General features: G+C 70.5%; 6 protein-coding genes. 1 reads left to right on the top strand and 5 read right to left on the bottom strand.

Features of this window, described 5'->3' with window-relative positions; translation table 11 throughout:
* Positions 1-102 precede the first annotated feature (102 nt).
* The 5 genes from rplI to H7A73_RS02555 all read right to left on the bottom strand — a co-directional run bounded on the left by rplI (position 103) and on the right by H7A73_RS02555 (position 3515).
* The gene (gene rplI / locus H7A73_RS02535; RefSeq protein ID WP_027466901.1) at positions 103-555 is read right to left on the bottom strand and encodes a 50S ribosomal protein L9; all 453 of its coding nucleotides are present in this window, start codon (positions 553-555) and stop codon (positions 103-105) included.
* 14 nt (positions 556-569) lie between these two features.
* Positions 570-827 (bottom strand): 30S ribosomal protein S18, encoded by a 258-nt coding sequence (gene rpsR / locus H7A73_RS02540; protein WP_017887834.1) that lies wholly within the window; start codon positions 825-827, stop codon positions 570-572.
* Positions 828-927: 100 nt separating this feature from the next.
* Complete coding sequence (locus H7A73_RS02545) at positions 928-1497, bottom strand: single-stranded DNA-binding protein (RefSeq protein WP_110862690.1); 570 nt, start codon at positions 1495-1497, stop codon at positions 928-930.
* Between the two features lie 3 nt (positions 1498-1500).
* The gene (rpsF, locus tag H7A73_RS02550; RefSeq protein WP_027466903.1) at positions 1501-1884 is read right to left on the bottom strand and encodes a 30S ribosomal protein S6; all 384 of its coding nucleotides are present in this window, start codon (positions 1882-1884) and stop codon (positions 1501-1503) included.
* Positions 1885-2075: 191 nt separating this feature from the next.
* A complete protein-coding gene (locus tag H7A73_RS02555) occupies positions 2076-3515 on the bottom strand; it encodes a CCA tRNA nucleotidyltransferase (protein WP_111057375.1) in 1440 nt (479 codons plus the stop codon).
* Positions 3516-3648: 133 nt separating this feature from the next.
* On the opposite strand from H7A73_RS02555, the gene H7A73_RS02560 reads away from it, so the two are divergent.
* A partial coding sequence (locus H7A73_RS02560) for a DUF6049 family protein (protein ID WP_182064521.1) occupies positions 3649-6000 on the top strand: 2352 nt, incomplete at its 3' end.

Here is a 6000-nt window from a genome sequence, read left to right on the forward strand (position 1 = left end):
CTCGGCGACAGCCGTAGGACAAGCCGCGCGCCCGCTGCCGGAACGCAACGACGGGCGGGCCTCCCGGAGGAGACCCGCCCGTCGTGGAGCGGAACGTCAGTGCTACTTGGCAGCGACGACCTTGAGCGAGATCACGGCAGTGATGTCCTCGCGCAGGCGCACGGTGGCCTCGTGGTCACCGACGGTCTTGATGGTCGCGGGGACCTCGACCTTGCGCTTGTCGAGCGAGCCGACGCCCTGCGCCTGGACGGCGTCAGCGACGTCGCCCGGACGGACGGAGCCGAACAGACGACCGTCCTTGCCGGCCTTGACCGACAGGGTGATGGTCGCGTTCTCGAGCTTCATCTTGAGGTCCTGTGCCTCTTCGATGGTGGCGAGCTCGCGCGCGGTACGCGCGGCACGGATCGACTCGACCTGCTTCTCGCCGCCCTTGGACCACGCGACAGCGAAGCCCTGGGGGATGAGGTAGTTGCGGGCGTAGCCGTTCTTGACGTCGACGACGTCACCGGCGGAACCGAGGCCGGAGACCTCGTGGGTGAGGATGAGCTTCGACATGTGTCGACCTCCGATCAGCGGCCGGAGCCGGCGTAGGGGAGGAGCGCCATCTCACGGGCGTTCTTCACGGCACGGGCGATGAGGCGCTGCTCCTGGACGGAGACGCCGGTGATGCGACGGGCGCGGATCTTTCCACGCTCCGAGATGAACTTGCGAAGGGTCGCAACGTCCTTGTAGTCGATGACGCCGACCTTGATCGACTTCGCGGGAGCAGCGTTCTTGCCGCCCTTGCCGCGAGGCTTCCGGCGGTCGCCGGTGCTCTTTCCAGCCATAGTGATTTGTCCTTAGAAGAAAAGTTGTGTGTCCGTCGGAACCGGGAGGATCAGTCCGGAACTCGCAGTTGCCGCTGTGAGGCGGCGCTGCGTGCTCCGATCAGAACGGGGTCTCGTCGTCGAAGTTGCCACCGGGGGTGCTCCACACGTCGTTCGACTGTGCGTTGCCGCCACCCTGCTGGCCGCCTTGGGGAGACCAGGGCGCGTCCGACTGACCGCCACCGTTGTTGTTCCAGTTGCCGCCGCCGTTGCCTGCGGGGGCGTTGCCGCCGCCGCCGACCTGGCCACGACCGCCGCCACTGCCACCCGCTGCGCGGGTGATCTGTGCGGTCGCGTAGCGGAGCGACGGGCCGATCTCGTCGACCTCGAGCTCGATGCTCGTGCGCTGCTGGCCCTCACGGTCCTGGTAGGAACGCTGACGCAGACGACCCTGCGCGATGACGCGCGAGCCCTTCGTCAGCGACCCCGCCACGTGCTCGGCGAACTCGCGCCACACACTCGCGCGGAGGAACAGCGCATCGCCGTCCTTCCACTCGTTCGCCTGACGGTCGAACGTGCGAGGGGTCGACGCGATGGTGAAGTTCGCCACGGCGAGCCCGTTCTGCGTGTAGCGCAGCTCGGGGTCCGCGGTGAGGTTGCCCACCACCGTGATGACGGTTTCGCCGGCCACGGGTTACTCGGCGCTCGCGGTCGCGGTTGCTGAGGCGTTGGCGGCCTTGCGGGCCGCACGGGCCTCGTCACGCTGCTTCTGGGCGGCGACCTGCGCGATGCCCTCTTCAGCGCGGAGGACCTTCGTGCGGAGCACGGCCTCGGAGAGACCGAGCTGACGGTCGAGCTCCTTGGCGGCCTCGGGCGACGACGTGAAGTCGACGACGGCGTAGATGCCCTCGGACTTCTTCGCGATCTCGTAAGCGAGCCGGCGACGGCCCCAGACGTCCACGTTGTCGACGGTGCCACCCGCGTTGCGGATCACGGCCAGGAACTTGTCCAGGCTGGGAGCGACGGTGCGCTCATCGATCTCGGGGTCGAGGATCGCCATCAGTTCGTACTGGTGCATGCGGAACCCACCTCCTCTGGTCTCAGCGGCCCCGGGCGGTTCCCGGGGCAGGAGGGTTGATGCATGTGCCCCAGACCACGCAGGTGCGCGAGGGGCAACCTGGGTAGCCTACCGGACTGCCTGGAGGCGCGCCACCGGCCTGTGGAGAGCAGTCCCGCCCGTCAGGCGGTCGCGTCTCAGGCACTGGTGTCTCAGGCGCTGGCGTCGCCTCGGGCGCTCCACCACTCGCGCAGGCGCTCCTCGGCCGTCTCCGGTCCGAGGGGCCCTTCGTCCATCCGGGCCTCGAGCAGGAACCGGTAGGCCTCGCCCACGGCACGCCCCGGCGGGATGTCGAGGATCCGCATGATGTCGTCGCCCGTCAGGTCCGGACGGATCGACTCGAGCTCCTCCTGCTCGGACAGGGTCTTGATGCGGTCCTCGAGGTCGTCGTAGGCGAACGCCAGCCGATCGGCCTTGCGGCGGTTGCGGGTGGTGACGTCCGATCGGGTGAGCTCGTGGAGCCGTTCGAGCTGGGGTCCGGCGTCGCGGACGTAGCGGCGGACGGCGGAGTCGGTCCAGGCGCCCTCGGTGTACCCGAAGAAGCGCAGGTGCAGCTCGATCAGGCGGGACACCGCGGCGATGGTGTCGTTGTCGAAGCGGAGGGCGCGGAGGCGCTTCTTCGCCATCTTCGAGCCGACCAGGTCGTGGTGGTGGAAGCTCACGGCGCCGCCGGGCTCGAGCTTGCGCGTCGCCGGCTTGCCGATGTCGTGCAGCAGCGCCGCGAGCCGGAGCACGGTGTCCGGGGGATCCCCGGCGTGCCGCTCGGCCTCGTACCCGATGGCCTGCTCGAGCACGGTGAGCGAGTGCTCGTAGACGTCCTTGTGGTGGTGGTGTTCGTCGACCTCGAGCCGCATCTCGGGCAGCTCGGGCAGGAACCGCTCGGCGAGCCCGGTGTCGACGAGCAGCCGGAGGCCGGGGACCGGGTCGTCCGTGTTGAGCAGCTTGACCAGCTCGTCGCGGACCCGCTCGGCGGACACGATGTCGATCGACGCGACGAGCTCCTGCATCGCGGCCCGCACGTCGTCGTCGACGGTGAAGCCGAGCTGGGAGGTGAACCGTGCGGCGCGCATCATCCGCAGGGGGTCGTCGCGGAACGAGACGACCGCGGTCTGGGGCGTCCGGAGCCGCGCGGCGAGCAGGTCCTCGACCCCGCCGTGCACGTCGACGAGCTCGCGGGCCGGCAGTCGCAGGGCCATCGCGTTGACGGTGAAGTCGCGACGGAGCAGGTCGTCCTCGATGGTGTCGCCGAACGCGACCTCGGGCTTGCGGGTCTCGCCGTCGTAGACGTCACTGCGGTACGTGGTGATCTCGACCTGCTCGCCGGCGACCCGTGCGGCGATGGTGCCGAACTGCCGACCGACGTCCCAGGTGGCGCTCGCGATGGGTTCGACGATCCGCAGGATGTCGTCCGGCCGGGCGTCGGTGGTGAAGTCCAGATCGGTCACCGGACGGCCGAGGAACGCGTCACGGACGGGGCCGCCGACGAGGGCGAGTTCGTGTCCGGCGTCGGCGAAGGCCCGAGCGAGGAGGTCGACGGGCTCGGTGGTGGCGAGTGCGTCGAGTCGTTCGACGGCCTGGGCAACGGACTGCATGACGGTGCTCATCCTCCCAGATCGAGGCCCCGAGTTCTCCACGAGTCGCGCGCGCACGGGACCTGTTCATGGTCGCGCCTCATACACTCGTGCTCGGCCCGAACCGACCCCGTGGCCCGCTCCCCGTATGCAGATGCTCCGCACCACGCTCGCCGCAGCCGCGTCGACCCTCGTCGCGCTCGGCCTGGTCGTCGCGCCCGTCGCCACCGATCACGCCTCGGCCGCCACGGTGTCCGCGGCCAAGAGCCACGTCGCCGATCCGGCCGCTGCAGATGCGGGCAAGGCGACCATCTCGATCGCCCCCGCGAACCGTGGCGTCGTCCAACGCGACCAGGACCTCACCCTGTCGGTCACCGTCACGAACGACACCGACGCAGCACTGCCGGCCGGTACCGCGGAGTTCGACATCTTCCGCTCGGTGAGCACGCGCGACGTCCTGGCGAGCTGGCTCAGCGACACCACCACGACGGGTTACCTCGGCGCCCCGATGGACTCCGTGGACATCCCGGCGATCCCAGCGCACCGTTCGATCACCATCGACTCGGTCGAGATCGTCTCCGGCAACGTGGCGCTCGGCGGGTACTCCTCGTTCGGTGCCCGGCGCATCGCGGCCGAGTACACGGCGGGCGACGCCTTCGCCGTCGACCGCTCCGCCATCACCTGGTACCCGGACTTCGAACAGGCCCCGGTCAGCGTCTCCGTCGCCATGCCGATCACCGTGCCGAAGTCGACCGACGGCGTCCTCACCGCCCCCGTGCTGGCCGCGGCGACCTCGGTGGACGGCACGCTCACGCAGCAGCTCGACGCGGCCGAGGACCACAACGTCGCCGTGGCGGTGGACCCGAGGATCATCGCCTCGATCCGGATCCTCGGCGACAACGCTCCGTCGAGCGCGATCACCTGGCTGCAGCGTCTCGAAGCACTGCGCAACGAGACCTTCGCGCTGTCCTACGCCGACGCCGACGTCACCGGTCTGCGCCAGGCCGGGTCCGACGGCATCCTGTCGCCGATCTCCCTCGACCAGTCCGTCAAGTCCGAGAACTTCCCGGGCGCCGAGACCCCGGCGCCGACTCCGACGGCCACACCGGGGCAGACCTCGTCACCGGCCCCCACCGCGGCCTCGAGCGACGGCACCACGACCGACGACGGCGCCGACGAGGCGCAGGAGACCCTGCCGACCACGGAGTCCCTGCTCGACTTCCCGTACTCGATGGACTCGATCGCCTGGCCCACCGAGGGAACGGTGTCCTCCGCCGACCTGCCGGCCCTCGATCGGGCCGGCACGAAGACCACCATCGTCTCGAGCGGCAACACCTCGGCCGGCGCGGACACCACCATCACCGCGTCCGAGAAGATCGGCGACGACCACGTGCTCGTCTCCGACCAGTCGATGTCGTCGATGCTCCGTCGAGCGGCGAACGCCACCGACCGGCAGACCTGGTCGTCGACGATGTCCGAGCTCACCGCGACGCTGGCGACCTCGGCCCGTGCAGCAACCGCCACGGGGCCGATCCTGCTCACCCTCGGGCGCGAGTGGCCGTCCGACTCCGCGCGGCTCAGCCAGGCGCTGGACGCCCTCGAGAGCACTGCCTGGGTCGCCCCGGCCGACCTCTCCACCGCTTCGAAGGCCGTCGCCGGGTCGCTCACGCTCGCGAGCGCGTCCACCGGCGAGGCCCGCGTCGACCAGCTCCAGCGACTCGTCCGAGGGGAACAGGGGCTCTCCGCGTTCGCGACGATCCTCGGCGACCCGAACCAGCTGACCGCCCCGGCCCGGCTCCGTCTGCTCGCGCTCGCCTCGAATGCATGGCGCGACGACGACCAGGGCCTCGCCGCCGCGGTCGAGGCGCGCACGGCCGCCTGGGCGAAGAGCACCACCGAGGTCGGGATCGTCGACTCGAGCAGCCTCACCCTGCTCGGCGACCGGTCGTCCCTGCCCGTGTCGATCCGCAACAGCTCCGCCTACCCGGTCACGGTGCACCTGTCCGTGCAGCCGTCCAACTCGGCGCTGCGGGTGGTCCGCAACGACATCGTGGTCGAGATCCAGCCCGACTCCTCCACCCGCGCCACCGTCCCCGTGCAGTCGGTCGCGAACGGCAAGGTCGAGCTGACGATGTCGCTCTCCAGCCCGACCGGCGTGGCCGTCGCCGAGCCCGCGACCGTCGAGCTGAACGTGCAGGCCCAGTGGGAGACGGTCATCACCGCGGTCGCCGCGATCGCCCTGATCGGCATCTTCGGCTTCGGCATCTTCCGCAGCATCCGCAAGCGCATCCGCCGCCGGAACGGCGAGCTCGACGACGAGGACGACGACCCGAACCGCCCCCTGGCGGTCCAGCCGACGGTCGGGGGCGCGCAGGCGGCGACCAACCAGCCTGGAGGCGCGGATCACCCCTCCGGAGCGGCCCCCGCACCCAGCGTGGCCGCGTCCACTGCCGGGCTGGCGACCGCAGCGCCGACCGCTGCGCCGCCCGCTGCGGTGCACCAGGAC

The organism is Curtobacterium sp. ME12 (assembly GCF_903970855.1).
In the GTDB taxonomy this organism is placed as follows: domain Bacteria; phylum Actinomycetota; class Actinomycetes; order Actinomycetales; family Microbacteriaceae; genus Curtobacterium; species Curtobacterium poinsettiae_A.

Excerpts from the sequence above, each read along its gene's own strand:
- H7A73_RS02555 (WP_111057375.1), bottom strand. The coding sequence starts at position 3,515 with ATGCAGTCCGTTGCCCAGGCCGTCGAACGACTCGACGCACTCGCCACC.
- rpsF (WP_027466903.1), bottom strand. The coding sequence starts at position 1,884 with ATGCACCAGTACGAACTGATGGCGATCCTCGACCCCGAGATCGATGAG.
- rplI (WP_027466901.1), bottom strand. The coding sequence starts at position 555 with ATGTCGAAGCTCATCCTCACCCACGAGGTCTCCGGCCTCGGTTCCGCC.
- rpsR (WP_017887834.1), bottom strand. The coding sequence starts at position 827 with ATGGCTGGAAAGAGCACCGGCGACCGCCGGAAGCCTCGCGGCAAGGGC.